The sequence below is a fragment of the Streptomyces sp. NPDC042100 genome, assembly GCF_055582325.1.
This window is the reverse complement of record NZ_JBVJDK010000004.1, coordinates 63,925-88,757: the sequence shown is the minus strand read 5'-3', so window position 1 is coordinate 88,757 and position 24,833 is coordinate 63,925. Positions and strand designations below refer to the sequence as shown.

Below are 24,833 nucleotides of genomic sequence, written 5' to 3'. Positions count from 1 at the left end.
TCAGGCCCCGGAGCCGCCCCGCCGCGAGGCCATGAGCAGCCGCTGGAGCTCGCGGGCCGCGCGGGGCGGGGCCACGTCGCTGCGGTGGGCCAGCGCGATCGTGCGCTGGAGGCCCGGGCGGGCCAGCGCCGTCACGCGCAGGTCGCGGCTCGCGCGGGCCGCGACCATCGTGGGGACGACCGCGAGGCCGAGCCCGGCCCGTACGAAGCCGAGGACGGCGTCCATCTCGCCGCCCTCGACCGTGAACGAGGGCTCGAAGCCCTCCGCGCGGCAGGCCGCCACGGTCAGTTCCCGCAGGTCGTAGCCGTGCCGGAACATCACGAGCGGCTGGTCGCGCAGATCGGCGATGCGCACCGGGCGGCGCGGCGCGGGGCTGGAGGCCGAGGAGACCACCACCAGGTCCTCGGTCAGCAGCTCCACCGTGGTCAGGGCCGGGGAGGGCGTCGGCAGCGGCAGCACCACCAGCGCCAGGTCCAGGGCGCCGCGCGCCAGCTCCCGGACCAGGTCGTGCGAGCCGCCCTCCTCGATCAGCAGCCGGATCCCCGGGTGCAGGTCGTGGAAGGCGCGCAGCACGTCCGGGAGCAGCCCCGTGCAGAGGCTGGGGGTCGCGCCGAGCCGCACCCGGCCGCGCCGCAGCTGCACCAGCTCCTGCACCTCGTGCCGGGCGGTGTCGGTGTCGGCGAGGATCCGGCGGGCCAGCGGCAGCAGCGCCTCGCCCGCGTCGGTCAGCGCGATGTTGCCCCGGGCCCGGCTGAACAGCTCCGCCCCCAGCTCCTGCTCCAGGGCCTTGATCTGCTGGGAGAGCGAGGGCTGCGACACGTGGACGCGCTCGGCGGCGCGGGTGAAGTGACGGGTCTCGGCGACGGCCACGAAGTACAGGAGCTGCTGGAACTGCATGGGACCAGCCTACCCCGCTCGATAGGAGGGCCCTATGGAGATCAGCCGAACCATGTCTTGGACCTCTCGGGCCCTTCGCCCCTACCGTCGCAGGCATGGCTCTGGCACCCCATCACGACCGGAAGGCGGGCCGCCCGCCCGCGGGCCCGACCCGCGGCTTCTGGGCGTCCACGATCGGCAAGAAGACCGTCATGGCCGTCAGCGGCCTGACGATGCTCGCGTACCTCGTCGCGCACGTCGCCGGGAACCTGAAGGTCTTCTTCGGCCCCGAGGAGTTCAACGGCTACGCCCACTGGCTGCGCACCATGGGCGCCCCGGTGCTGCACCACGAGTGGGGCCTGTGGGCCGCCCGGATCGTGCTGGTCGTCGCCGTCGTCGCGCACGTCGTCTCCGCGTACCAGCTCAGCCGGCGCGACCTGCGGGCCCGCCCGACCGCGTACGCGCACAAGCGCCGGCGGTCGAGCTACGCCACCCGCACCATGCGCTGGGGCGGGGTCATCGTCGGCCTCTTCCTCGTCTGGCACATCCTCGACCTGACCACCGGCACCGTCCACCCCGGCTTCCAGGAGGGCAGGCCGTACGAGAACGTCGTCGACACCTTCTCCACCTGGTACGGCAACGTGATCTACCTCGTCGCCATGCTGGCCGTCGGGCTGCACGTCCGGCACGGCTTCTGGAGCGCCGCCCAGACCCTCGGCGCCGGCAACGCCCGCCGCGAGCGCGTCCTGAAGGCCACGGCCAACGCCCTCGCGCTGCTGCTGACCGCAGGTTTCATCTCCGTACCCGTCGCCGTCATGACCGGAGTGGTGAGCTGAATGACCTCCCCCGACTACACCCTCGGCGCCCCGCTCACCGACGGGAAGGCCCCCGGCGGGCCCATCGCGGAGCGCTGGGACACCCGCCGCTTCGAGGCGAAGCTGGTCAACCCCGCCAACCGGCGCGGCCACCGCGTGATCGTCGTCGGCACCGGCCTGGCGGGCGGCTCCGCCGGCGCCACCCTCGCCGAACAGGGCTACCAGGTCGTCCAGTTCTGCTACCAGGACTCCCCGCGCCGCGCCCACTCCATCGCCGCGCAGGGCGGCATCAACGCCGCCAAGAACTACCGCAACGACGGCGACTCCGTGCACCGCCTCTTCTACGACACCGTCAAGGGCGGCGACTTCCGCGCCCGCGAGTCCAACGTGCACCGGCTCGCCCAGATCTCCGTCGAGATCATCGACCAGTGCGTCGCCCAGGGCGTCCCCTTCGCCCGCGAGTACGGCGGACTGCTCGACACCCGCTCCTTCGGCGGCGTCCAGGTCTCCCGCACCTTCTACGCCCGGGGCCAGACCGGCCAGCAGCTCCTGCTCGGCGCCTACCAGGCGCTCTCCCGGCAGATCGCCGCCGGGAACGTGGAGATGCACCCGCGCACCGAGATGCTCGACCTGATCGTCGTCGACGGGCGGGCCCGCGGCATCGTCGCCCGCGACCTGGTCACCGGCGCGGTCTCCACCCACTACGCGGACGCCGTCGTCCTCGCCACCGGCGGCTACGGCAACGTCTTCTACCTCTCCACCAACGCCATGAACTCCAACGCCACCGCCGTGTGGCGGGCGCACCGCCGGGGCGCCTACTTCGCCAACCCCTGCTTCACCCAGATCCACCCCACCTGCATCCCGCGCACCGGCGACCACCAGTCGAAGCTGACCCTGATGAGCGAGTCGCTGCGCAACGACGGACGCATCTGGGTGCCCAAGGCGCAGGGCGACACCCGGCCCGCCCACGAGATCCCCGAGGACGAGCGCGACTACTACCTGGAGCGGATCTACCCCTCCTTCGGCAACCTCGTCCCCCGCGACATCGCCTCGCGCGCCGCCAAGAACGTCTGCGACGAGGGGCGCGGCGTCGGCCCCGGCGGCCAGGGCGTCTACCTCGACTTCGCCGACGCGATCCGCCGGATGGGCCGCGCGAAGGTCGAGGAGAGGTACGGCAACCTCTTCGACATGTACGCGCGGATCACCGCCGAGGACCCGTACGAGGTGCCGATGCGGATCTACCCCGCCGTGCACTACACGATGGGCGGCCTCTGGGTCGACTACGACCTCCAGACCACGGTCCCCGGCCTGTTCGCCATCGGCGAGGCCAACTTCTCCGACCACGGGGCCAACCGGCTCGGCGCCTCGGCCCTCATGCAGGGCCTCGCCGACGGCTACTTCGTGCTCCCCGCCACCATCAACGACTACCTGGCCCGTCACCCGCACGACACCCCGGTCACCGACACCCACCCGGTCGTGCGGGAGGCGCTGGCCGAGACCGAGGACCGGCTGAACCTGCTGCTCGCCGTCGACGGCGACCGCACCCCCGACTCCTTCCACCGCGAACTCGGCGAGCTCATGTGGGAGTTCTGCGGGATGGCCCGCACCGAGGAGGGGCTGCGCACGGCGCTGCGGCGGATCCCGGAGATCCGCGAGGAGTTCTGGCGGCGGATCAAGGTGCCGGGCACCGGAGAGGAGTTCAACCAGTCGCTGGAGAAGGCCAACCGGATCGTCGACTACCTGGAGCTCGCCGAGCTGATGTGTCTCGACGCGCTGCACCGCGCGGAGTCCTGTGGCGGCCACTTCCGCGAGGAGTCCCAGACCCCGGACGGCGAGGCGGCGCGCCGCGACGAGGAGTTCGCGTACGTCGCCGCCTGGGAGGCCGGCCCGTCCGGCACCCCCGTCCTCCACAAGGAGGACCTCGTCTTCGCACACGTCCACCCCACCCAGCGGAGCTACGCATGAAGCTCACCCTGCGCGTCTGGCGCCAGCGGAACGCCGACGCCGAAGGCGCCATGGCCACCTACGACGTCGAGGGCGTCTCGCCCGACATGTCCTTCCTGGAGATGCTGGACACCCTCAACGAGGACCTCATCCTGCGTGGCGAGGACCCGGTCGCCTTCGACCACGACTGCCGCGAGGGCATCTGCGGCGCGTGCAGCCTCGTCATCGACGGCGACGCCCACGGGCCCGAGCGCACCACCACCTGCCAGCTGCACATGCGTTCCTTCCGGGACGGCGACACGATCGACGTCGAGCCCTGGCGGGCCGCCGCCTTCCCGGTGGTGAAGGACCTGGTCGTCGACCGCTCCGCCTTCGACCGGATCATCCAGGCGGGCGGGTACGTCAGCGTCCCCACCGGCTCCGCCCCCGAGGCGCACGCCACCCCGGTGCCCAAGGCGGACGCCGACTTCGCCTTCGAGCACGCCGAGTGCATCGGCTGCGGCGCCTGTGTCGCCGCCTGCCCCAACGGCTCGGCGATGCTCTTCACCTCCGCCAAGGTCAACCACCTGGGCGTGCTGCCGCAGGGCGCGCCCGAGCGCGAGACCCGGGTGCTCGACATGGTGGCGCAGATGGACGCCGAGGGCTTCGGCGGCTGCACCCTCACCGGGGAGTGCGCGACCGCCTGCCCGAAGGGCATCCCGCTGCCCTCGATCGCGGCGATGAACAAGGAGTGGCTGCGGGCGCGCCGGAAGGCGCGCGGCTGAATCCGGACAGTCTGGGAGCGTGAGCCCCGCCACGTCGGGCGCCCCGGAACGAAAGATCGTTCACGAGATCGTCATGATCTCCGCAGAACTTTCGTTCCGGGGCGCTTCCATGCGCCGGAACAGCAAGATCAACTCTGTTCAACACTGTACCGATCATGGCGAGTCGTCCATATCGCGGCCAACCCCTTCCGGGCGATTTCCGGCGTCGGGGCACCTCCGGGTACTGATAGGCCCTGCCGGGGGCATATGACCAAACCCCCGGTGGTACCAGTCCATTTGGGGGTTTCTCATGTCCAGCATCACCCGCCGCCAGGCCCTGGGCGTCGCCGCCGGCGCGGCCGGCGCCGTCGCGGGCCTCGCCCTGGCCGGCTCCGCCGGAGCCGCGACACCGCGCGCCGACGCGCCCGCCGCCCTCCCGGAGCCCGCCGCCTTCGACGAGGTCTACCAGGGCCGCCGCATCACCGGCGGCCCCGCGCACGGCGGCCACCACGGGGGACACCACGGGGGCGGCTACTCCGTGACCATCGACGGCGAGGAACTGCACGTGATGCGGAACGCCGACGGCACCTGGATCAGCGTCATCAACCACTACGAGCCCGTCGCCACGCCCAAGGCCGTGGCCCGCGCGGCCGTCCGCGAGCTCCAGGGGGCCCCGCTCGTCCCCCTCGCCCTCGGCTGACCCGATCCCGCCACCGCCCGTTCCACCCAGGAGCCGTACCACCGTGACCGTACGCAAGAACCAGGCCGCCCTCACCGCCGACGAGAAGCGCCGCTTCGTCGCCGCCCTCCTCGAACTCAAGCGCTCGGGCCGCTACGACACCTTCGTCACCACCCACAACGCCTTCATCATGAGCGACACCGACAGCGGCGACCGCGTCGGCCACCGCTCGCCGTCCTTCCTGCCCTGGCACCGCCGCTTCCTCATACAGTTCGAGCAGGCGCTGCAGTCCGTCGACCCGAGCGTCAGCCTGCCCTACTGGGACTGGACCGCCGACCGCACCGCCGGCTCCTCCCTCTGGGCCCCCGACTTCCTCGGCGGCACCGGCCGGGCCCGCGACGGGCAGGTCCTCGACGGCGCCTTCGCCCGCTCCGGCAACCGCTGGACGATCACCGTCCGCGTCGACGGCCGCGACTACCTCCGCCGCGACCTCGGCGCCGGCGGCCGCCAGCTCCCCACCCGCGCCGAGGCCGACTCCGTCCTCGCCATGGAGACCTACGACATGGCGCCCTGGAACAGCGCCTCCGACGGCTTCCGCAACCACCTGGAGGGCTGGCGCGGCGTCAACCTGCACAACCGGGTGCACGTCTGGGTCGGCGGCCAGATGGCCACCGGAGTCTCCCCGAACGACCCGGTCTTCTGGATGCACCACGCCTTCGTCGACAAGCTGTGGGCCGACTGGCAGGCCCGCCACCCCCGCTCGGCCTACCTGCCCGCCGCCGGCACCCCGAACGTCGTCGACCTCCACGACACCATGCGCCCGTGGAACGACGTGACCCCGGCCGACATGCTCGACCACACCCCGCACTACACCTTCGACACGGCCGCCTAGCCGCGCACCGCCGCTAGCTCCCCGCGAGGCCCAGGGCCCGGGCCAGATACGGGGCGGTCCTGCTCGCCGCCGTCGCCGCGACGGCGGCGGGCGGGCCCTCGGCCACGATCCGGCCGCCCTCGTCGCCGCCGCCCGGCCCCAGGTCGATCACCCAGTCCGCGCCCGCCACCACGTCCATGTCGTGCTCCACGACCACCACCGTGTGCCCGGCGTCGGCGAGACCGTGCAACTGGCGCGCCAGCACCTCCACATCGGCCGGGTGCAGCCCCGTCGTCGGCTCGTCCAGCACGTACAGCGTGTGCGCGCGCCGGGGCCGCTGGAGCTCGGCGGCCAGCTTGACGCGCTGCGCCTCCCCGCCCGACAGCTCCGTGGCCGGCTGGCCGAGCCGCAGATAGCCGAGCCCCACGTCCAGCAGCGTGCGCAGCCCGCGCGCCGCCGCCGGGACCTCCGCGAGGAACTCCGCCGCCGCCTCCACCGTCAGGTCCAGCACCTCGGCGACGGTCAGCCCGCGCAGCCGCACCTCCAGCGTCTCGGGGTTGTACCGCGCCCCGTGACAGTCCGGACAGGGCGCGTACGTGCTCGGCAGGAACAGCAGCTCCACCGAGACGAAGCCCTCGCCCTGGCAGGTCTCACAGCGCCCGCCCGGCACGTTGAACGAGAACCGGCCCGCCGCGTACCCCCGCTCCCGCGCCTCGTCGGTGGCCGCGAACAGCTTGCGCACCACGTCGAACAGCCCGGTGTACGTGGCCAGGTTGGAGCGCGGGGTCCGCCCGATCGGCTTCTGGTCCACCGTCACCAGACGCTCCACACCCGGCAGTTCCTCGGTCAGGGCGGCCGCCAGCGTGGACTTCCCCGAACCGGACACCCCCGTGACCGCCGTGAGCACCCCCAGCGGGACGGCCGTGTCCAGCCCCCGCAGGTTGTGCCGGTCCAGCGGGCCCGTCCGCAGCCACCCCGAAGGCTCCCGCACCTCCCGCGCCGGGACGGCCGGACGGTCGAAGAGGAAGCGCCGGGTCGCCGACCCGGCCACCTCCGCCAGCCCCGCCGGCGGGCCGCTGTACAGCACCCGCCCGCCGTGCTCCCCGGCCATCGGCCCCACGTCCACCAGCCAGTCCGCGTGCCGCACCACGTCCAGCTGGTGCTCCACCACGAACACCGTGTTCCCCGCCGCCCGCAGCCGGTCCAGCACCACCAGCAGCGCCTCGGTGTCCGCCGGGTGCAGCCCCGCGGACGGCTCGTCGAGCACGTACACCACGCCGAAGAGCCCCGACCGCAGCTGGGTGGCCAGCCGCAGCCGCTGGAGCTCGCCGCCGGACAGCGTCGGCGTCGCCCGGTCCAGGCTCAGATAGCCCAGCCCCAGCTCCGTCACCGTCCCGATCCGCGCCACCAGGTCCGCGCCGAGCACCCGTGCCGTCTGCGGTGCGTCCCCGTCCGCCGTCGCGCGCTCCAGCGTCCGCGCCAGCTCCGTCAGCGGCAGCGCGGCGAGCTCCGCGATGTCCCGGCCCGCGAACGTCACCGCCAGCGCCTCCGGCCGCAGCCGCCCGCCCCCGCACACCGGGCACGGGCTGCTGGTCAGGAACCGCTCCGCCCGCGCCCGCAGCGACGCGCTCTTCGAGTCCGAGAAGGTGTGCGTCACATAGCGCCGGGCGCTCATGTACGTGCCCTGGTACGGGCGCTGGATCCGCCCCGCCTCCCGCACCGGATGGACCGTCACCACCGGCTGCTCGTCGGTGAACAGGATCCACTCCCGGTCCGCCGCCGCCAGCTCCCGCCACGGCCGGTCCACGTCGTACCCGAGCGCGGCCAGCACGTCCCGCAGGTTCTTGCCCTGCCAGGCGCCCGGCCAGGCGGCGATCGCGCCCTCCCGGATGGACAGCCCCGGGTCCGGGACCAGCAGCTCCTCCGTCGTCCCGTGCACCCGCCCGATGCCGTGGCAGGACGGACAGGCCCCCGCCGCCGTGTTCGGCGAGAAGGCGTCCGAGTCCAGCCGCGGCGCCCCCGGCGGATAGGCGCCCGCCCGCGAGAACAGCATCCGCAGCGAGTTCGACAGCGTCGTCACCGTGCCGACCGAGGAGCGCGCGTTCGGCGCGGACCTGCGCTGCTCCAGCGACACCGCCGGCGGCAGCCCGCTGATCTCCCCGACCTTCGGCGCCCCCACCTGGTGGATCAGCCGGCGGGCGTACGGTGCCACCGACTCGAAGTAGCGGCGCTGCGCCTCCGCGTAGATCGTCCCGAACGCCAGCGAGGACTTCCCCGAGCCGGACACCCCGGCGAACACGGTCAGCGCGTCGCGGGGCACATCGACGTCGACACCCTTCAGATTGTGCTCACGGGCCCCCCGCACCCGGACGAACGGGTCGTGGGGCGTCGCGGGCGCGGGCGGCGCGACGGGGGCGTCAGTGCTGCTGTGCATCCGCCGATTCTAGGCCGCCGGGTGCGTTTGCCCTGGTCAGGCCCGCCAAACGGGCGACCCGCGGTCCGCGCGGTCCGCGCCGCGCGATCCGGGCGCCCGCAGGACGACGAGAGAGGACACCTCCACGGTGACCCCGGGGCCGTCCGGCCGGTCACGTGTGCGACCGGGACGGGCGCGGGCCGCCCGCCGAGAGAGACGGCACGGCCGGAATTCATCGGACGGAAATGCCGGTACCTGCGCCTGTCGCGCCGACAAGGGCGCCGGATTCAGCCATCACATCGAATTCGTATATCCATTCGGTCGCCTTGTTCGTGCGCTCGGATAATATCGCTGATTCCGATGAATTCCAGAATTCCGCTGGTGGCGGCGGAGTCCCCGCGCCTAGAGTGTCGCGCGCTGCTCACGACGGCAGTCGGCGAGGTCGACGGTGGAGGGTGCCGCGTTGGATCTGTGTGCGTCTTTCCCGGTCCGCGGCCTCCGCGGCTCGCCCGTGAATCCCTCTAGAAATCATCGCGAAGAGGCCCACCCGGCAGCGATGGTCCTTTTCCTTTCCGTGTATGGAGAGTGATGCCATGAATCGAGTCGACTCCGGCTCGCGGCGAACGGTCCCGCGCCGCGCGGGCCCGCTGGCACGCGTGGGGTTATCCGTTCTCCTGCTGGCGGGTGGTGCTCTGGGAGCGACGGCCGGACCCGTCGCCGCCTCGCCCGAGGACGGCACGCTGACGGTCCAGGTGCTGCGCGACTTCTTCGGCACCGGCGTGATCAACACGACGATGGACGTGCCGCAGCGCGGCATGAGGGTGAGGGTCTCCGACCCCGCCGGGCGCGGTGTCACCGGTGTCACGGACACCACCGGAAAGGTGGTGGTGTCGCGGTCGACGGCACTGCGCGGCGGCCGGTACCGCGTCGACGTCAGCGTCCCCGCGCCGTACAACGGCCATCTGCGGGCCGCGCCCGCGTCGACGGCGGAGAACCACTTCGACAGCTTCACGTCGTTCGTGGACGTCTCGGGCGGCAAGAACGCCTCGGTGGTGACGGGCGTGTGGAACCCCGCCGACTACGCGCTGCCGGACACGCGGTACTTCGTGCCGGTCCAGAACGGGGCCACCGGAACGGACACCCGGGCCCTCGTGGCCTTCGGGACGCAGACCCGGGGCACCTGCCCCTCCGGCGTGGCGTGTCCGAGCGTGCTGGCCACGCAGGCCCAGGTGGGCACGACGTACGGGCTCGCCTACGACAGGTACCGCACCCGGCTGTTCCAGAGCGCGTTCGCCCGCCGCTTCGCCCCGTACGGGCCCGAGGGCCCCGGCGCGATCTACACGGTGCCGGTCGACGGATCGGGCGCACCCCGGCTCTTCGCCCAGGTGCCGGACGTCGCGCGGACGCAGCACGACGCCGACATGAACAAGGATCCGGGATTCGTCGACGCGCCGGGCAAGGAGAGCGTCGGCGCCCTGGCCCTCTCGGAGGACGGCTCCACGCTGTACGCGGTGAACCTGCTGAACCGCAGCCTGGTGAGCTTCGACGCGAGGGGGGCCACCGCCGCGGCGCCCGAGGCGACGACGCCCATCCCCGACCCGGGGTGCGCGAGCGCCGGTGACTGGCGGCCGTTCGGCCTCGAAGCCCACGACAACACCCTCTACGTGGGCGGTGTGTGCAGCGCCGAGAGCACACAGCGGACCACGGACCTGAAGGCCGTCGTCTACGCGTACGACGGCAGGCGGTTCACCACGGTCCTGACCCACACGCTCACCGACAAGCGCGGCACCGTGTTCACCGGTGCGGGCGCCGCCCCCCAGGCCACCCGCTGGAACCCGTGGAACACCAGCCTGGCCACCTGGGACGAGCGCAAGGCGGGCAACGCCTTCCTCGATCCGCAGCCGGAGCTCGCCTCTCTCGCCTTCGGCCGCGACGGCTCGATGATCCTGGGCTTCCGCGACCGGTTCATGGACGTGCTCAGCGCCAGGGGCCTCGACCCCCGCCCCGGGAACAACACGCCGGAACTCGGCATGGCCGGCGGCGACATCACCATGGCCTGTGCTGTTCCCACCGGCGGATACGCGTGGGAAGGGACCGGAGACTGCCCCAACCACGCCGCCCCCGGCAACAACGGCGGCCAGGCCCCCGACGTCGTCGAGTACTTCCCCGGCGAGTTCTTCCAGGGTCCGCACCAGGAGACCGCGCTGGGCTCCGTGGCCTTCATCCCGCAGCAGGACTGGGTCGTCAGCACGGAGTTCGACCCGACCGTCAACGTCGAGACGTCCGGCACCGGTTACCACCACATCACGACCGGCGCGGGCCCCGGCAACGCCCCGAACGCCAACGCCTACCAGTTCGTCGGCCAGGCGCAGAACGGCTTCGGCAAGGCCGGCGGGCTCGGCGACATCGCGTACGCGGCGGCGAACGCCCCGGTCCAGATCGGCAACCTCGTCTGGTTCGACGGCGACCGCGACGGGATCCAGGACCCGGGGGAGCCCCTGCTGCCCGGGGCGACGGTCAGCCTGCTGGACGCGAACGGCAGGCAGGTCGCCACGACGAGGACCGACGACGCCGGCGAGTACTACTTCGGTGGTGTCGGCGCCGCGTACCAGCTCGTCCCCGGTGCGAAGTACACGGTGCGGTTCGACGTGTGCACCGCGGACACCGGTGGCGTGCCCGGGCGGCCCGGCGCGGACCGGCTGCGGTTCACGCTCCCGCGAGCCGGCACCGACCGGACGCACGACTCCAACGTGACGCCGCCGACCACCGGACGGCTGTGCGCCGGCTCCGCGCCCGTCACGGCACCGGCCAAGCCGGGCGGCGTCGACCACACCATCGACGCCGGGGTCTACCTCCCGAAGGGGAAGCCGCCCCACAAGCCGACCCCGACGCCGAGCTCACCCTCCGCCTCGACACCGCCCCCGGAGTACGGGGACTACGGGGACCACGGGGATTCGGGAGGATCACTGGCGCACACCGGTTCGTCCGGCGCGGTGCAGGTGATCGGCCTCGTCGGCCTGTTGCTGGGTACGGGCCTGGCCCTCGCGGTCATCAGCCGGAAACGCCGACCCCGGGAACACTGACCTGACCGAACGGCACTGATCCGCACTGCCCGGCCGCGCCCACTGGTTCGCGGTCGGGCAGTGCGCGGTCCAAGCAAGCGGGAGAACCGAGAGGGTGGGGATGAAGTGGCCACGTCGAGCCGGGTGAGCGGGAGATACCGACGGGCACGGCCGGACCGTGCGACCGGCCGGCGCCGGTGGCCGAGGCCACGCCGGATGGCCGTCGGCATCGCGACGGCGGTGGCCGTCGTGGCCGGTGCCGCGTTGCTGGTCACCGGCGGCGGCTCCGAAGCCGGCGGTCCGCGCGCGCCGACCCCGGACGAGGCGAACCGGCTGGCGATCACGCGGTTCCGCAACTACGAGGCGCGCGGCCGCGCGGTGACGATCACCGTACCGGGCACCGCCGGAGCGCTGACCGTCACCGGGTCCGTCGACTACCGGGGCGAGGTCGGTTACGGAGTGGTCCACGGCACCGGGCGCGGCACCTCCAGCGAAGGCCTGATCGAGTGGACGGCCGACTCGGTGTACGTCCACCCGATGGCCAACGCCCCGGAGTACGCCCCCGCTTCGCCGCCCCGCACCGGCTGGTACCGCCGCCCGCTGCTCTCCTCGGGGAGCTCGCTGGACACGTCGCTGGCCATCGCCCTCGGTCTCGGCGACGACCGGCCGGACAACGCCGCACTGCTGTCGCAGAACGGCGCCGCCTGGTGGGGACGGGACCGGGTGGACGGGCATCGAGTGGACGTCATGACCGGACCGTCCTCCCGCGACCGCCCCGGCACGGCGGGCAACGTGCGCTACTGGCTGGGCCCTGACGGCACGATGCGCCGGGTCCGCGCCGACGTCGGGTCCGCGCCCCAGCCGGTGGAGATCGCGTTCGACACCCAGCCGTTCCGGCCGGTCGTTCCGGTGGCCGGAGCGGTCCCCAAGGGCTAGCAGCGGCCCGGTAGTTCCGGGCCGCTGCCGACACCGCGCGCGGGGGCGCCTCAGGAGGTCCGCACCCGCGCCCCGGCGGCGAGCAGGGACGCCGACGGCAGCGGGACGCCCGCCAGGTCCGGGAGCTCCGGCACGGCCGGGACGGCGGTGGCGCCCCTGGTGAGGGCGTGGGGGAGCTGCGGCTGCGGAGCGGGCGCCGCCACCTCGCTGAAGGGGATGCCGCCGGGCTGTTCCGGCGTCGCCCACCGGCCGCCGGCCGAGAGCGTCGTGGACGGCAGCGGGCAGACGGCCGTGGCCGCGAGCCGGCCGGGCACCGTGGTCCGCAGCTCGTTGCCGCGCAGACAGTTGCCCCGTCCCCGTGCCGAGGTGGGGAACGTCCAGCCGATGTCGAGGCCGTTTCCGGTGAAGGTGTTCTCCGTGATCCGGTTGCCGATCGCGGGGATGTCGGAGGTCGCGGTGATCACGAGCCCCGCGTGGGTGTTGCCGGCGATGCGGTTGCGGACGAACCGGTTGTCGCTGCCGCCGTCGACGCCGACGCCGATGCCCCAGCCGCCGTCGGCCTGTTGCGGGGTGGCCCGCTGCTGGTTGGCGGCGATCAGGTTGCCGGCGATGACGGCGCCCCGCTGCGGAAGCAGTTTCTCCTGGTGGTCGGAGCCGCTGGTCAGGCCGACCCGGTTGCCGACCAGCCGGTTGCCGACCACGTACATGTCCCCGCCGGCGTTGGTGCCTTCGAAGCCGACCGCGTTGAGCTCGGCGATGTTGTCCCGCACCACGACGCGGCAGGGCTTGCACTGGCCCACGTAGATCCCCGAGTCCGCCCCGCCCGACGCGTAGGAGTGCTCGATGACGCCGTTCTGCGCGGAGAACGCGTAGATGCCGTACAGCCCGTTGCGGGTCGCGGTGACGTGCGAGACCAGGAACGACTTCAGGAAGGTGACGGGCTCGTCGCCGGTGTCGTAGCCGCCGCCCCGCCCCGGCAGCCCGGCCGCCGCGGCCTTCGCCGAACCGGTCACCAGCACGCCGTTCTGCGTGTTGTTCCGCACGGTCAGGTTCTCCACGGCCACCCCGGGAGCCGCGACGACGACACCGTTCGGCTGCTGGAGCCGCCCGTCGATGACGACCCCGTCCCGGGACTCGCCGCGCAGCGTGATCCGGGCCGTGGAGACCTTCACCGACTCGTGGTACGTGCCCGGAGCGACCAGCACCAGGTCTCCGGGGCGCGCCAGCGACACCGCGGCCGAGATCGTCGGGGCGTCGCCGGGGACCCGGATCGTCACCCGCGCACCGCTCGGGCGTCTGCCCTCACCCGGCCCGCCGTCGTCGCCGTCACCACCGCCGCCGTCGCCGCAGCCGGCCAGAAGCGTCAGCGTGCCCAGTACGGTCGCCAGCACGCGAAGAGCTAATCGAGGCATGATCCGATCCTGGCACGGCATCACCCGATTCCACCCCGAAAAAGGCAGGTTGACCCACACGGGCGATTCCGGTGTGGCACTCTGCACCCCATGCACCGACCCGACTCCCGTCCGTCACGCCGCGCGTTCATCGGGGTCGCCGGGGCCGCCGCGGCCACCGGGCTGACCGCGGGGTGCGAAGCGCCCTCGGCCCGGCCGGGCGGGCCGAGCGGGCCGGGTGGGCCTCCTTCCCCGGCGTCGGGCGCGGAGGTGCCGCCGACCGGCCGCCACCAGGCGGGCATCGTCCTCCCGCGCACGGCCCAGCCGAACCTCCTGGCGCTGGTGGCCGACCTCGGCGCCGACGCGGCCCCCGGTCCCCTGCTGGCCGAACTCGGCCGGGCCGTCCGGGCGCTCGTCGCGGGGACCGACCCCCGGCTGCTCGGCCTCCCGCCGGGCGACCTCACCGTGACCGTGGGCGTGGGCCCCCGGCTGGTCCGCATGGCCGGGGCCACGCTGCCCGGCGCGGTGGACCTGCCCCGGTTCTCGCGCGAGCGGATCGCGCCCCGGGCCCGGGGCGGCGACCTGCTGATCCAGATCTGCGCCGGTGACGCGCTGCTCCTCCCGGTCGTCGCCGCCGCGCTGCTGGCCCAGGCCGGGGACCGGGTCCGCGAACGGTGGCGGCAGTCCGCGCGGCGCGGCGCGGAGGTGCCCGTCGCCGACGGTCTGACCGCGCCCCGCAACCCGCTCGGCTTCATCGACGGCATCGTGGGCCCGCACACGAGCGCCGAGCGGGAACGCGACCTGTGGCTGTCGGGCCCTCCCGAGGTCGCCGGCGGCACCCTCGCCGTACTGCGGCGCATGGAGCTCGACCTGGCGCGGTTCGCCGCGCTGTCCGTGCCCGAGCAGGAGGCGGTCTTCGGGCGGCGCCGGGCCAGCGGCGCCCCCCTGTCGGGCGGCCCCGTCGCGGCGGGGCCGGACCTCGGCGCCAAGACGCCGGACGGACGCTATCTCGTCCCCGCGGACGCCCACGCGCGCAGGGCGAACCCCGCCGCGGTCGGCACCGGCCTGATGCTCCGCCGTTCGTACGGCACCGACGATCCCGCCCCCGGTCTGCTCTTCATCAGCTTCCAGAACGACCTGCGGACCTTCACCGCCACCCTCGCCCACATGGACATCTCCGACGCGCTGCTGGACTTCACCACCACGACGGCCGGCGCGACCTTCCTGATCCTCCCGGGATTCGACGACCGGCACCCGCTCGGTTCCGGGCTGTTCGGCTGACCACGCCCCCCGGGAGGATCCCGGGGCCGCCGGACGCGCCCCGGCGGCGGGCCCTGCCTAGGCTGGGGGAGTGACCCGACACCGCAGGCCCGTGGCCGTCTTCGACCTGGACAACACCCTCGCCTCCACCGCCCACCGCCAGCACTTCCTGGAGGGCCGGCCGCGCGACTGGAAGGGCTTCTTCGCCGCCGCCCCCGCCGACCCGCCGCTCGCCGAGGGCGTCGCGCTGTGCCGGGAGGCGGCCGGGGAGTGCGAGGTCGTCTACCTCACCGGCCGGCCCGAGCGCTGCCGCCGCGACACGCTCGCCTGGCTCGCCGCGCACGGACTGCCCGAGGGCCCGGTGCACATGCGCCGCGACCGCGACTTCCGCCCGGCGCGGCAGACCAAGCTGGAGGTGCTGCGGCGGCTCGCCGAGGACACCGAGGTGCGGATGCTCGTCGACGACGACGAACTGGTCTGCGACGCCGCCGAGGCGGCGGGCTTCACCGTCGTCCGGGCCCGCTGGGCGACCCCGTCCGAGGCCCTGACGCGGGCCCAGGAGGACGAGGGACGCACCTGAGGGCTTCCCTCCGGCCGCTCCGGCCTCAGTCCTCGTCGTCCAGCCGGAAACCGACCTTCAGGCCGACCTGGTAGTGCTCGACCGCGCCGTCGACGAGGTGCCCGCGGACCTCGGTGACGACGAACCAGTCGAGGCCGCGGAGCGTCTGCGAAGCGCGCTCGATGCCGTTGCGGATGGCCTGGTCGACGCCCTCGGTGGACGTGCCGACGATCTCGGTGACGCGGTAGGTGTGGTTCGACATGGGAGCAGGACTCCTCTCGGTGCGTTCCCTCCACCGTGCCCCACCCCGCCGGGCCGCGCGACACGTCCGCCGCCGCCCGGCGGGGTCCCCGAGGGGCGGCGGCGGCCGGACCGGGATGGTCAAGGACTTGACCATCCGCTTTGGTCCAGACCAGAATCCAGGCCACATACCCGCGCGAACCTCCCGTTCGGTCCCCCCACACGTCGGGTCAGCCCCCCATGCCGAAGGTGACCTACGTGAAGATCCGACGCCTCGCCTGTCCGCTGACAGTCGTCTCCGCCCTCGTCCTCTCGGGGTGCAGTCTCCTCCCGGGCGGTGGTGGCACCCGCACGGTCAACGTCTGGCTGATGCAGGACAGCGTCAGCGACGACTTCCTCCAGCGCTTCACCGAGGCATTCGAGGCCGAGCACGACGACATCGAGCTGAAGTTCACCTTCCAGGAGTGGACCGGCATCGGGAAGAAGGTCACCGAGGCCATCAAGGGCTCCGGCGGCCCCGACGTCATCGAGGTCGGCAACACCCAGGTCGCGCAGTACGCCGACACCGAGAAGCTCTACGACCTGACCCTGGAGTCCGTCCGCGACCTCGGCAGCCAGGACTGGCTCCCCGGCCTCGCCGAGCCCGGCTCCATCGGCGGCGCCCAGTACGGCATCCCCTGGTACGCGGCCAACCGGATCGTCATCTACAACAAGGACCTCTTCGCCCAGGGCGGCCTCACCAAGCCGCCCGCCACCCGCGCCGAGTGGCTCGACGACACCGAGAAGCTCAACAAGGGCGGCAACCAGGGCATCTACCTCGCGGGCCAGGACTGGTACACCCTGTCCGGCTTCATCTGGGACGAGGGCGGCGAGCTCGCCGTCGACAAGGGCGGCGCCTGGACCGGCACCCTGGACAGCGAGGCGGCCCTGCGGGGCATGGAGTTCTACAAGCGGCTCCAGTCCCACGGCCAGGGCCCCAAGGACGCCGACGAGCAGAACCCGCCGCAGGCCGAGGTGTTCGCCAAGGGCAAGGTCGCCCAGATCATCGCGACCCCCAACGCCGTCCCCGTCATCACCAAGGCCAACCCCGGCCTCAAGGACAAGCTGGGCTTCTTCCCCATACCGGGCAAGAAGGCCGGCGAGCCCTGCTCCGTCTTCACCGGCGGCTCCGACCTGATCATCCCGGAGAACGCCCCCGAGCGCGCCGCCGCCCTCGACGTCGTCAAGGCGCTCGCCGGCGAGAAGTGGCAGACCGAGCTCGCCCGCGCCATGAACTACGTGCCCAACAAGGCCAAGCTCGCCTCCGCCGTCGAGGACCAGGAGGCCACCGCCACCATGGCCGTCGGCGCCGCCCGAGGCCGGGCCACCCCGAACTCCCCGCAGTGGGCCGACATCGAGGGCGCCAACCCCATCAAGCCGTACATGACCGCCGTCCTCCAGGGCGGTGACGCCAAGGAGGCCGCCAAGGAGGCCTCCGAGCAGATCACCACCGGCCTCGCCGAATAGCCCGCCGGACAGCATTCAGCGCCTCCACACCGAGCGGCCCCCGCACGGTCACGTCGAATCCAGCCGGCAGCGGAAGAAACGAGGAGCCGGACCACCGCTCACCCGGTCCGGCTCCCCGTCCCCTTCCGTACCGCCGGAGGAGCCCGACATGGCCGCCGTACCCCTCGCCCAGCCCCTCGCCGCACCGGTCGCGGCCGTACCCCCGCAGCCGCAGGCCCAGCCGCACTCCGGGGACGCCCCGCAGCCCCGCTACGTCGTCGGTCTCGCCCGCGACCAGGACGACGTCCGCGCCGCCCAGCGGCTGCGCCACCAGGTCTTCGCCGGCGAGATGGGCGCGCTCCTCGACGGACCCGAACCGGGCCTCGACGGGGACGCCTTCGACGCGTACTGCGACCACCTCCTCGTCCGCGTCGAGGACACCGGCGAGGTCGTCGGCACCTACCGGATACTGCCGCCCGAGCGCGCCGCCGTCGCCGGCCGGCTCTACGCGGAGAGCGAGTTCGACCTGACCCGGCTCGCCCCCATCCGCCACGACCTCGTCGAGGTCGGCCGCTCCTGCGTCCACCCCGCCCACCGCAACGGCGCCGTCATCGCCCTCGTCTGGGCCGGACTCGCCCGCTACATGACCCGCACCGGCCACGAGTGGCTGGCCGGCTGCTGCTCCGTGCCGCTCGCCGACGGCGGCACCCTCGCCGCCGCCACCTGGGACACCGTCAGGACCAGGCACCTCGCGCCCGAGGAGTACTGGGTCACCCCGCACCGCCTGTGGACCCCCGAGGGCGTCACCCCGCCGCAGGGCCGCACCGAACTCCCCGCGCTGCTCCGCGGCTACCTCCGGCTCGGCGCCTGGGTCTGCGGCGCCCCCGCCCACGACCCCGACTTCGGCGTCGCCGACCTCTACGTCCTGCTGTCGCTGCGCCGCACCAACCCCCGCTACCTGCGCCACTTCCTCTCGCTCGCCCCGGTCCGGTGAGCACCCCCGCGGCCCCCTCGCCGTGGCTCCCCACGGCCCCCTGCACCCCGGGCCGGTGCGCCGCCCACCCCGGGCCGCCCGCCCCGCGCGTGACGGCGGCCCGGGGGGTGCTCCGGCTCGCCGCCGGACTCGCCGCCGTACTCCTCGGGGTGCTGCTCGCCCCCCTCGCGGCCGCCCTCCCGCCCGCCCGGCGCCCGGCGTGCGTCCGCGTCTGGTGCCGGGCCGTGGTGCGCGCCTTCGGGGTGCGGCTGCGGGTCCACGGCCGGGCCCCGGCCCCGGGGACCCCGCTCCTGGTGGTGGCCAACCACCTGTCCTGGCTGGACGTCCCGCTGGTCGCGGCCGTGCTGCCCGGCCGGATGCTCGCCAAGCGCGAGGTGCGCGGCTGGCCGGTGCTCGGCGCTCTCGCCGCGCTCGGCGGCACCCTCTTCATCGACCGCGACCGGCTCCGAAGCCTGCCCGGCACCGTGGCCGCGCTGGGGTGCGTCCTGGCGGGCGGCGGCCGGGCCGTCGTCTTCCCCGAGGGTTCGACCTGGTGCGGCCGGGACGGCGGCCCGTTCCGCCCGGCGGCCTTCCAGGCGGCCCTGGACACCGGGACCGACGTCCAGCCGGTACGGATCGCCTACCGGCCCGAGGGCCCGGCGGCGTTCGTCGGGGACGACCCGCTGGGCGCGTCGCTGTGGCGGCTCGCGACCGCCCGGGGACTCGTCGCCGAGCTGTGGATCCTGGACCCGATCGGGGCCGGGGACCACCCCGGCCGGCGCGCCCTCGCCCGCGCCGCCGAGACCGCCGTCCAGGCGCGCCGCCCCGGGCCCGCCGTCGCCGGGATCCCGCGCCGGCCCACGGCGGGCGACCGGTCCGCGGACCGGTCCGCCGACCGGTCCGCCGTCCGTCCCGCTCAGCCCACCGTCGCCAGCGACAGCGCGAACCGCCCCTCCTCGTCCGTCCACCAGCGCGACAGCGTCAGCCCCGCCGCCGCCAGCTCCTTGCGCACGCCCTCCTGACGGAACTTCGCCGACACCTCCGTCCGCAGCTCCTCGCCCGCCTCGAACGGCACCACCAGGTCCAGCTCCGGGATCTTCACCATCAGTGCGCGCCGGGCCCGCAGCCGCATCTCGATCCACTCCCGCTCGCGGTCCCACAGCGCCACGTGCGCGAAGTCCTCCGGGTCGGCGTCGGCCCCGAGCTCCCGCCCGATCACCGCCAGCACGTTCCGGTTGAACGCGGCCGTCACCCCGGCCGCGTCGTCGTACGCGGCGACCAGCGTCGCCTCGTCCTTCACCAGGTCGGTGCCGAGCAGCAGCGCGTCACCGGGCGCCAGCATCCCCCGTACCGCCCGCAGGAACTCCCGCCGCTCCCCGGGCAGCAGATTGCCGATCGTGCCGCCCAGGAAGGCCACCAGGCGCGGCCCCGGGGTGTCGGGCAGGTCGAGCCCGTGGGTGAAGTCGGCCACCAGGGCGTGCACCCGCAGCCCCGGCAGCTCGGCCAGCAGCGCCGCGCCGGCCCCCTGGAGCGCCGACTCGCTCACGTCGACCGGCACATAGGCGTCCAGCCCCGGCAGCAGCGCGTCGATCAGGTGCCGGGTCTTCTCCGAGGAGCCGGAGCCGAGCTCCACCAGCGTCCGGGCGCCGGTCGCCGCCGCGATCTCGCCGGAGCGGGCGACCAGGATCTCCCGCTCGGCCCGCGTCGGGTAGTACTCGGGCAGCCGGGTGATCTCGTCGAACAGCTCGCTGCCCCGGGTGTCGTAGAACCACTTCGGCGGCAGCTCCTTGGGGGTGCGGGTGAGGCCGTGCAGGACGTCGGCGCGCAGCGCGGCGCCCATGGAGTCCTCGGCGAGGGTACGGGTCAGCTGGAACGGGCTCACGGGGAGTGCTCCTCAAGCGGAGTGAGGGCGACGCCCGCGCGGGTGGCGGTGAGGACCGTGCGGTCCGGCACCGGCCGCCAGCGCGGATCGTCGTCGTACGGTTCGGAGGCCACGACCACGCGGTCGGGCCCGGTCAGCGTGCTGAGCGAATTCCCCCAGGTGACGGCCGTGATGGCGGTCCCGTCGGTGAGCAGCATGTCGAGCCGGGACCCGGGGGCCGCCTCGGCCGCCTCCCGGGCCGTGCCCGCCAGCGCCGCCTCCGGCGCCTCCCCCGCCCGCAGCCGGTGCAGCACCAGCGCCCACAGGAACGCCGAGTCGGTGCGCGCCTCCAGCGCGAGCAGCTCCGCCGCCGGCAGCGTCGCCGCCAGCGCGCCCATCGGCCCCGGCCAGCCGGGCACGGCCCCGTTGTGGCTGAAGAGGCGGCGGTCCCCGGTGAAGGGGGCCGCCGCGGCCTCCCCGTCCGCCCCGGGCAGGGTCGCGCCCCGTACGGCGGCGAGCAGCGCGCCGGTCCGCACCACCCGGGCCAGGTCCGCGAAGGACGGGTCCCCCCAGATCGGCACCGCCCGCCGGTAGCGGGCGGGCACCGGGTCGCCCTCGGCCCACCAGCCGACGCCGAAGCCGTCCGCGTTCACCACGCCGCTGGTCTGCGAGCGCGGCGCCCAGGACTGGCGCTCCAGGGAGTGCGGCGGGCGCAGCAGCAGCTCGCCGAGGGCCACCGGTTCGCCGAGGAAGGCGAGGTGGCGGCACATCAGACGGGCTCCGCGTCACGGGCGGTGCGGAAGCCGGCGAAGATCTGCCGCCGCACCGGGAGGTCCCAGTTGCGGAAGGTGCCCCGGCAGGCCACCGCGTCGACGGCGAAGGACCCGCCCCGCAGCACCTTGTGCGCGGGCCCGAAGAAGACCTCCGAGTACTCCTTGTACGGGAAGGCCCGGAAGCCCGGGTAGGGCAGGAAGTCGCTCGCCGTCCACTCCCACACGTCGCCGATCAGCTGCCGCACCCCGAGCGGGGACGCCCCCTCGGGATAGCTCCCGGCGGGCGCGGGCCCCAGGTGCCGCTGCCCCAGATTGGCGTGTACGGGCCCGGGGTCGGCGTCCCCCCACGGATAGCGGCGCGAGCGGCCGGCCGCCGGGTCGTGCCGGGCGGCCTTCTCCCACTCGGCCTCGGTGGGCAGCCGGCGCCCGGCCCAGCGGGCGTAGGCGTCGGCCTCGTACCAGCTGACGTGCAGCACCGGCTCGTCGGCGGGCACCGGCTCGGTCACGCCGAACCGGCGGCGCAGCCACCCGGTGCCGTCCCGGTGCCAGAACAGCGGTGCCTCGATGCCGTGTTCGCGCAGCTGAGCCCAGCCCTCGGGGTGCCACCAGCGCTCCTCGCGGTAGCCGCCGTCGGCCATGAACGCCTGGTAGGCGCCGTTGGTGACGGGGACGGTGTCGAGGAAGAAGGCGGGCACGATCCGGGTGTGCGCGGGCCGTTCGTTGTCGAGCGCCCACGGCTCGTCCGAGGTGCCCATGGTGAACGGGCCGCCCGGCACCAGGACCTCCCGGGCCACCGGGCCCGAGGAGTGCGCGGGCGGCGGGGGAGGGGCGGACAGCGCCGCCGGTCCCTTGCGGAGCTGATGGGTGATCAGCATGGTCTCGTCGTGCTGCTGTTCGTGCTGCGCGATCATCCCGAAGGCGAAGCCCGACTCCACCAGCGGGCGGCCCTCCAGGCGTGCCCCGCCCAGCACGTCCAGGACCCGGCCGCGCACGTCGGCCGCGTAGGCGCGGGCCTCGGCCGGGGGCAGCAGCGGCAGCGAGGGGCGGCTGGCGCGCGGGTGCTCGAAGGCGTCGTACAGCGAGTCGATCTCGGGCCGCAGCGCCGCGCCGCCCGCGACGGCCCGCCACAGCCACTGCTCCTCCTGGTTGCCGATGTGCGCCAGGTCCCACACCAGCGGAGACATCAACGGCGAGTGCTGGGCCGTCAGTTCGGAGTCCTCGACGCAGGAGGTGAGCAGCGCGGTGCGCTCCCGCGCGGCCGTCAGCGCCGTCACGGCCCGCAGCCGCAGCGCCTCCGTGTCCTGCCCGGTCATGACACCACCTCCTGGAGCTCGTCGGCCGGACAGCCGCCCGGCACCACGTACCGTTCGCGGAACGCGGCGACCGCGCCCGTCACCCGAGGGGTCGCCCCGATCCGGGGCAGCGCGTCGAGCGCCGCGTCGAAGGCGGTCAGCGCGGCGGCGTGCAGCGCCGGGTCCGTGAGCCCCTCGCGCGCCGCCGTCAGCCACAGCGGGCCGCGCGGCGCGGGTCCGGCCGCCGCCCGCGCCGCCAGCGGCAGCGTCGCCCGGTGCGCCGCCTCGGCCGCCACCGGGTCCTCGAACAGGGCGGTGGTCACGGCGATCGGCACCATCCATCCGTCGGGCCCCGGCTGCGCGTCGATCATCCGCAGCTCCAGGTGCCCGCGCGGCCGGACCGGCGGGAACAGCGTCGTCATGTGGTAGCGCAGGTCGTCCACCCCGGGCGGGCGCGGATCCCCGGTGCGCAGCCAGTCGCGGAAGGTCAGCCCCTCCGGCACCGCCCACGGCCCCTCGGGGGCCCGCACGCACAGCACCGGGGTGTCCAGGACGTGCGCCGCCCACTCGGCGCGCGGCTCGCCGTCCGCCGGCGGGGCCAGCGCCCGCGCCGGGTCGAGGTCGGCCCACAGCAACTGCCGGGTGGACCGCCAGCCGGTCCTGCGGCCGCCGTGCGCCGGGGAGTTGGCGAAGGCCGCCACCAGCACCGGGCCGAGCCGGTGGGCGAGCTCCCAGCGCCGCCGGTAGCCCAGCGGACCCGGACCCTCCACCCCGGCGTCGAGGCAGACCTGCACCGAGGCGGACTCGCACATCATGGCCCGGCCCGAGGGCCCCGAGCGGCCCAGGGCGATCTCCATCGCGTCGTACCGGGGCTCGTGCAGCACCCGCGCCCGGGGCGCGTGCCACGGGTCCACGCCGTAGCCGCTGAGCCCGAGGCCGAGCGGGGAGAGCGCCCCGCGCACCGCCCGCAGGTCGGCGGCGAGCACGTCCAGGCACTCCATCAGGGAGGCGGCGGGCGGCGAGCTGAGCTCCAGCTGCCCGCCGGGTTCGAAGGTGAGGGCCGAGACCAGCGGCAGGGCCCGTACGGTGTCGAGGGCCGCCGCGAGCCGGGACGGCGGGACGGGCAGGCGGGGGTCGCGCAGTTCGTGGACGAGCCATTCGAGCTCGGCCCCGACGGTGCGGGGCGGGCCGGTCTTGAAGCAGATACATCGGAGCAGGTCCTCGGCGTCCGCCACGCTGAGCGTGGGGCCGCCGCGGGGTATGCCGCTCATCGGCGACACGGGCATCGTTGCACCTCCTGGGAAAGCGCTGATTCCACCTAAAGCCACCCCGGGCGGGCGTGCAAGGGCGCCTCCGGCGGGGTGGCCGGGAAAAGCCGTTGCCGCCCCGGAACCGGGTCGATCATGCTTCGGGCCCATGAGCGCACGACTGCGGGCCCTCGCCCACGAGACCGAGGAGATCGTGGCGGCGGGCCGCTACACGGCCCCGGGCGGCCGCACCGTCCACCTCGCCGAGCCGCTGGCGGCGGCCCTGGCCGGAACCCGGCCCTACGGCCCCGAGCCCGTCCCCGTCACCCCCGACACCGACCGCGCGACCCTCCTGCGGGTCACCGAGGAGAGCAGCCTGGTCGCCGCCCGCCGGATGGTGGGCGCCGACCCCGCCCGGCCCGTCGCGGTCCTCAACTTCGCCTCCGCCCGCAACCCCGGCGGCGGCTACCTCAACGGCGCCCAGGCCCAGGAGGAGGCGCTGTGCCGCTCCTCCGCCCTCTACGCCACCCTGCTGCGGGTCCCCGGCCACTACGCGCACCACCGGGAGGACCGCGACCCGCTCTACACCGATCGGGTCATCCACTCGCCCGGGGTGCCCGTCTTCCGCACCGACCGAGGGATGCTGCTCACCGAGCCCTTCACCGTCGGCTTCCTCACCTCGCCCGCGCCCAACGCCGGAGTGGTGCGCAGGCACCGCCCCGAGGACGAGCCCCGCATCCCCGGCGTGCTCGCCGGGCGCGCCGAGCGGGTCCTGGAGACGGCCGCCGCCGAGGGCTACCGCAGGCTGGTGCTGGGCGCCTGGGGCTGCGGCGTCTTCCAGAACGAGCCCGCCGACGTCGCCGGGGCCTTCAAGGCGCTGCTCACCGGTGCCGGACGGTTCGCCGGCCACTTCGACGAGGTCGTCTTCGGCATCCTCGACCGCAGCCGCGAGCGCGCCACCCTGGCCGCCTTCCGCCGGGTGTTCGGTCAGGACCAGCCGTAGCGCTCGGCCAGCCGCGCCACCACCCGGTCGAAGCGCGGCCGGTCCAGCGCGCACGCCTCCCGCCGCATCCCCTCGTCCCGGACCCGCAGCACCCGGTCCAGGTCCACCCAGGACTCGCGCCGCTCCGCGTCCCAGGACCCCGAGCCGATCGGCACCCACTCGCGGTCGTGGTCGTGCCGCCTGCTGGAGAGCTGCACGGCCAGCAGCGTCCCGGCCTCCTCCCGCGCCACCACCAGCACCGGCCGGTCCTTGCCGCGCCCGTCGTTCTCCTCGTACGGCACCCAGGTCCAGACGATCTCGCCCGGGTCGGGGTCGCCGTCGTGGTCGGGCGCGTAGGAGGTGCGGACCGGCCCGATGGCGTGCGGGTCGGCCTCGGTCGTGGAGTACAGGGGAGTCGTCATCCCCCGCAC

The 24,833-nt window shown here is 74.3% G+C and carries 22 protein-coding genes; 13 read left to right on the top strand and 9 right to left on the bottom strand.

Features of this window, described 5'->3' with window-relative positions; translation table 11 throughout:
• Positions 1–897: a LysR family transcriptional regulator gene (locus tag ACZ6J5_RS10325; protein ID WP_469389768.1), complete on the bottom strand. Its 897-nt coding sequence runs from the start codon at positions 895–897 to the stop codon at positions 1–3.
• Positions 898–992: 95 nt separating this feature from the next.
• Here ACZ6J5_RS10325 and ACZ6J5_RS10320 point away from each other — a divergent pair, with 95 nt between their 5' ends.
• From ACZ6J5_RS10320 to melC2, 5 genes are all read left to right on the top strand, one after another.
• Positions 993–1,712 carry a succinate dehydrogenase gene (locus ACZ6J5_RS10320; protein WP_469389766.1) on the top strand — a complete coding sequence of 240 codons (720 nt, stop codon included), beginning with the start codon at positions 993–995 and terminating at the stop codon, positions 1,710–1,712.
• The gene (locus tag ACZ6J5_RS10315) at positions 1,713–3,656 is read left to right on the top strand and encodes a fumarate reductase/succinate dehydrogenase flavoprotein subunit (RefSeq protein WP_469389764.1); all 1,944 of its coding nucleotides are present in this window, start codon (positions 1,713–1,715) and stop codon (positions 3,654–3,656) included.
• A complete protein-coding gene (locus ACZ6J5_RS10310) occupies positions 3,653–4,399 on the top strand; it encodes a succinate dehydrogenase/fumarate reductase iron-sulfur subunit (RefSeq protein ID WP_469389762.1) in 747 nt (248 codons plus the stop codon). The genes ACZ6J5_RS10315 and ACZ6J5_RS10310 overlap by 4 nt, the downstream gene beginning before the upstream one ends.
• A gap of 289 nt (positions 4,400–4,688) precedes the next feature.
• Positions 4,689–5,078, top strand: coding sequence for an apotyrosinase chaperone MelC1 (melC1, locus tag ACZ6J5_RS10305; RefSeq protein ID WP_469389760.1), 390 nt, complete (start codon positions 4,689–4,691; stop codon positions 5,076–5,078).
• A gap of 43 nt (positions 5,079–5,121) precedes the next feature.
• The gene (gene melC2 / locus ACZ6J5_RS10300; protein ID WP_469389757.1) at positions 5,122–5,949 is read left to right on the top strand and encodes a tyrosinase MelC2; all 828 of its coding nucleotides are present in this window, start codon (positions 5,122–5,124) and stop codon (positions 5,947–5,949) included.
• A 13-nt stretch (positions 5,950–5,962) separates the two neighbouring features.
• Here melC2 and ACZ6J5_RS10295 read toward each other — a convergent pair whose 3' ends face one another.
• Positions 5,963–8,362 carry an ATP-binding cassette domain-containing protein gene (locus tag ACZ6J5_RS10295; RefSeq protein WP_469389755.1) on the bottom strand — a complete coding sequence of 800 codons (2,400 nt, stop codon included), beginning with the start codon at positions 8,360–8,362 and terminating at the stop codon, positions 5,963–5,965.
• 671 nt (positions 8,363–9,033) lie between these two features.
• On the opposite strand from ACZ6J5_RS10295, the gene ACZ6J5_RS10290 reads away from it, so the two are divergent.
• Positions 9,034–11,424, top strand: a complete 2,391-nt coding sequence (locus ACZ6J5_RS10290; RefSeq protein ID WP_469390510.1) for an SdrD B-like domain-containing protein — start codon at positions 9,034–9,036, stop codon at positions 11,422–11,424.
• Positions 11,425–11,619: 195 nt separating this feature from the next.
• Positions 11,620–12,339 (top strand): hypothetical protein, encoded by a 720-nt coding sequence (locus ACZ6J5_RS10285; protein ID WP_469389754.1) that lies wholly within the window; start codon positions 11,620–11,622, stop codon positions 12,337–12,339.
• Positions 12,340–12,389: 50 nt separating this feature from the next.
• Here the strand turns inward: ACZ6J5_RS10285 and ACZ6J5_RS10280 are convergent, their stop codons facing one another.
• Positions 12,390–13,751, bottom strand: coding sequence for a right-handed parallel beta-helix repeat-containing protein (locus ACZ6J5_RS10280; RefSeq protein WP_469389751.1), 1,362 nt, complete (start codon positions 13,749–13,751; stop codon positions 12,390–12,392).
• Between the two features lie 90 nt (positions 13,752–13,841).
• Here ACZ6J5_RS10280 and ACZ6J5_RS10275 point away from each other — a divergent pair, with 90 nt between their 5' ends.
• Together ACZ6J5_RS10275 and ACZ6J5_RS10270 are read left to right on the top strand one after the other, a co-directional pair.
• Positions 13,842–15,011: a Dyp-type peroxidase gene (locus ACZ6J5_RS10275; RefSeq protein WP_469389749.1), complete on the top strand. Its 1,170-nt coding sequence runs from the start codon at positions 13,842–13,844 to the stop codon at positions 15,009–15,011.
• 70 nt (positions 15,012–15,081) lie between these two features.
• Complete coding sequence (locus ACZ6J5_RS10270) at positions 15,082–15,570, top strand: phosphatase domain-containing protein (RefSeq protein WP_469389747.1); 489 nt, start codon at positions 15,082–15,084, stop codon at positions 15,568–15,570.
• Positions 15,571–15,595: 25 nt separating this feature from the next.
• Here the strand turns inward: ACZ6J5_RS10270 and ACZ6J5_RS10265 are convergent, their stop codons facing one another.
• Entirely contained in the window at positions 15,596–15,811 is a 216-nt protein-coding gene (locus tag ACZ6J5_RS10265) for a dodecin (RefSeq protein ID WP_469389745.1), read from the bottom strand.
• Between the two features lie 236 nt (positions 15,812–16,047).
• Here ACZ6J5_RS10265 and ACZ6J5_RS10260 point away from each other — a divergent pair, with 236 nt between their 5' ends.
• From ACZ6J5_RS10260 to ACZ6J5_RS10250, 3 genes are all read left to right on the top strand, one after another.
• Positions 16,048–17,295: an extracellular solute-binding protein gene (locus tag ACZ6J5_RS10260; RefSeq protein ID WP_469389743.1), complete on the top strand. Its 1,248-nt coding sequence runs from the start codon at positions 16,048–16,050 to the stop codon at positions 17,293–17,295.
• Positions 17,296–17,443: 148 nt separating this feature from the next.
• Positions 17,444–18,268 carry a GNAT family N-acetyltransferase gene (locus ACZ6J5_RS10255; protein ID WP_469389741.1) on the top strand — a complete coding sequence of 275 codons (825 nt, stop codon included), beginning with the start codon at positions 17,444–17,446 and terminating at the stop codon, positions 18,266–18,268.
• Positions 18,265–19,269, top strand: a complete 1,005-nt coding sequence (locus ACZ6J5_RS10250) for a lysophospholipid acyltransferase family protein (protein ID WP_469389740.1) — start codon at positions 18,265–18,267, stop codon at positions 19,267–19,269. The genes ACZ6J5_RS10255 and ACZ6J5_RS10250 overlap by 4 nt, the downstream gene beginning before the upstream one ends.
• Here the strand turns inward: ACZ6J5_RS10250 and egtD are convergent.
• The 4 genes from egtD to egtA are packed head-to-tail and all read right to left on the bottom strand — an operon-like array spanning position 19,164 to position 23,444.
• Positions 19,164–20,129: an L-histidine N(alpha)-methyltransferase gene (gene egtD / locus ACZ6J5_RS10245; RefSeq protein WP_469389738.1), complete on the bottom strand. Its 966-nt coding sequence runs from the start codon at positions 20,127–20,129 to the stop codon at positions 19,164–19,166. The genes ACZ6J5_RS10250 and egtD overlap by 106 nt on opposite strands.
• Positions 20,126–20,878 carry an ergothioneine biosynthesis protein EgtC gene (gene egtC / locus ACZ6J5_RS10240; RefSeq protein ID WP_469389736.1) on the bottom strand — a complete coding sequence of 251 codons (753 nt, stop codon included), beginning with the start codon at positions 20,876–20,878 and terminating at the stop codon, positions 20,126–20,128. Before egtC ends, egtD begins: the two co-directional genes overlap by 4 nt.
• A complete protein-coding gene (egtB, locus tag ACZ6J5_RS10235) occupies positions 20,878–22,194 on the bottom strand; it encodes an ergothioneine biosynthesis protein EgtB (RefSeq protein WP_469389734.1) in 1,317 nt (438 codons plus the stop codon). Before egtB ends, egtC begins: the two co-directional genes overlap by 1 nt.
• Positions 22,191–23,444: an ergothioneine biosynthesis glutamate--cysteine ligase EgtA gene (egtA, locus tag ACZ6J5_RS10230; RefSeq protein WP_469389732.1), complete on the bottom strand. Its 1,254-nt coding sequence runs from the start codon at positions 23,442–23,444 to the stop codon at positions 22,191–22,193. Before egtA ends, egtB begins: the two co-directional genes overlap by 4 nt.
• A gap of 145 nt (positions 23,445–23,589) precedes the next feature.
• Here egtA and ACZ6J5_RS10225 point away from each other — a divergent pair, with 145 nt between their 5' ends.
• A complete protein-coding gene (locus ACZ6J5_RS10225; RefSeq protein ID WP_469389730.1) occupies positions 23,590–24,423 on the top strand; it encodes a TIGR02452 family protein in 834 nt (277 codons plus the stop codon).
• On the opposite strand, the gene ACZ6J5_RS10220 is transcribed toward ACZ6J5_RS10225, so the two are convergent.
• Positions 24,408–24,824 (bottom strand): type II toxin-antitoxin system PemK/MazF family toxin, encoded by a 417-nt coding sequence (locus tag ACZ6J5_RS10220; protein ID WP_469389728.1) that lies wholly within the window; start codon positions 24,822–24,824, stop codon positions 24,408–24,410. The genes ACZ6J5_RS10225 and ACZ6J5_RS10220 overlap by 16 nt on opposite strands.
• Positions 24,825–24,833: the final 9 nt, after the last annotated feature.

Coding starts and splice junctions, on each gene's coding strand:
- ACZ6J5_RS10320 (WP_469389766.1), top strand. CDS start 993: ATGGCTCTGGCACCCCATCACGACCGGAAGGCGGGCCGCCCGCCCGCG.
- ACZ6J5_RS10325 (WP_469389768.1), bottom strand. CDS start 897: ATGCAGTTCCAGCAGCTCCTGTACTTCGTGGCCGTCGCCGAGACCCGT.
- ACZ6J5_RS10295 (WP_469389755.1), bottom strand. CDS start 8,362: ATGCACAGCAGCACTGACGCCCCCGTCGCGCCGCCCGCGCCCGCGACG.
- melC1 (WP_469389760.1), top strand. CDS start 4,689: ATGTCCAGCATCACCCGCCGCCAGGCCCTGGGCGTCGCCGCCGGCGCG.
- ACZ6J5_RS10225 (WP_469389730.1), top strand. CDS start 23,590: ATGAGCGCACGACTGCGGGCCCTCGCCCACGAGACCGAGGAGATCGTG.
- ACZ6J5_RS10275 (WP_469389749.1), top strand. CDS start 13,842: ATGCACCGACCCGACTCCCGTCCGTCACGCCGCGCGTTCATCGGGGTC.
- ACZ6J5_RS10255 (WP_469389741.1), top strand. CDS start 17,444: ATGGCCGCCGTACCCCTCGCCCAGCCCCTCGCCGCACCGGTCGCGGCC.
- egtA (WP_469389732.1), bottom strand. CDS start 23,444: ATGAGCGGCATACCCCGCGGCGGCCCCACGCTCAGCGTGGCGGACGCC.
- ACZ6J5_RS10265 (WP_469389745.1), bottom strand. CDS start 15,811: ATGTCGAACCACACCTACCGCGTCACCGAGATCGTCGGCACGTCCACC.
- ACZ6J5_RS10315 (WP_469389764.1), top strand. CDS start 1,713: ATGACCTCCCCCGACTACACCCTCGGCGCCCCGCTCACCGACGGGAAG.
- ACZ6J5_RS10310 (WP_469389762.1), top strand. CDS start 3,653: ATGAAGCTCACCCTGCGCGTCTGGCGCCAGCGGAACGCCGACGCCGAA.
- egtC (WP_469389736.1), bottom strand. CDS start 20,878: ATGTGCCGCCACCTCGCCTTCCTCGGCGAACCGGTGGCCCTCGGCGAG.
- ACZ6J5_RS10220 (WP_469389728.1), bottom strand. CDS start 24,824: ATGACGACTCCCCTGTACTCCACGACCGAGGCCGACCCGCACGCCATC.
- ACZ6J5_RS10280 (WP_469389751.1), bottom strand. CDS start 13,751: ATGCCTCGATTAGCTCTTCGCGTGCTGGCGACCGTACTGGGCACGCTG.
- egtB (WP_469389734.1), bottom strand. CDS start 22,194: ATGACCGGGCAGGACACGGAGGCGCTGCGGCTGCGGGCCGTGACGGCG.
- ACZ6J5_RS10285 (WP_469389754.1), top strand. CDS start 11,620: ATGGCCGTCGGCATCGCGACGGCGGTGGCCGTCGTGGCCGGTGCCGCG.